The sequence below is a fragment of the Micromonospora sp. DT4 genome (assembly GCF_049841675.1).
Taxonomy (GTDB): domain Bacteria; phylum Actinomycetota; class Actinomycetes; order Mycobacteriales; family Micromonosporaceae; genus Micromonospora.
In genome coordinates this window covers 1-656 of the sequence record NZ_JBNCKT010000342.1, presented here as the reverse complement: position 1 = coordinate 656, position 656 = coordinate 1, and the positions used below count along the sequence as shown (strand labels likewise).

The 656-nt window shown below is 65.2% G+C and carries 1 protein-coding gene; it reads right to left on the bottom strand.

What is annotated here, in order from left to right:
* Positions 1-53: 53 nt before the first annotated feature.
* The gene (locus ACLQ24_RS30015; RefSeq protein WP_425895099.1) at positions 54-362 is read right to left on the bottom strand and encodes a hypothetical protein; all 309 of its coding nucleotides are present in this window, start codon (positions 360-362) and stop codon (positions 54-56) included.
* Positions 363-656 lie beyond the last annotated feature (294 nt).

The window sequence follows — 656 nt, the reverse complement described above, 5'->3', positions numbered from 1 at the left end:
CAAGATCATGCCAGCCACAGCCACCACAGTAGACCGCAGCCCCGCTCAGCCGATCAACTCAAGCTGAATACGTACGGCTCGGCCGGCTTGCGCTTGGTCGACAACCGGGCGAACGCGTTCGCCTGATGCAGGTAAGGGGTGAAATCGGCCGGCGCCCAGTCGAGGTGCGCCCGCCAGTCGCCCTCCGCCGGGCGAAAGGGAGTGCGGATCCGCAGGTACGGGCCGCGGAAGATGCCCTGCTCCGGGTGGGAGAGAAAACCCTCCAGACCCTGGCGTACGCCGTCCTCGGTCAAGCCGAAGGTGGTGGTCAGGTACTGGGTGAGGGTCCGACGCAGGGTGTCGGCGGCGATGGTCGGCCTCATGAGCGGATCACCCGCCGCATGCTACTTCACCCCTTACCGGCGTTGACCTGCCCGACAACCCGATCAGCAGACGAGTCGGATTCGCGACAAATACGCGCTGAACCGAAGGCCGAACGGGTCCAACGACGCCGACGGCCAGGTGCTACGCGAATACGGCGCCCCACCTGGGTCATTGACCCAGGCCCGAAGGATCACGACCTCGCCGACACTCCTGACACCTTAGAGCGACCGGCAATAGGTCCAAGATCCGGACATGCGGGTACCTGCGGGAAGGAAGCAGGCACGGGTCCATTG

Excerpts from the sequence above, each read along its gene's own strand:
- ACLQ24_RS30015 (WP_425895099.1), bottom strand. The coding sequence starts at position 362 with ATGAGGCCGACCATCGCCGCCGACACCCTGCGTCGGACCCTCACCCAG.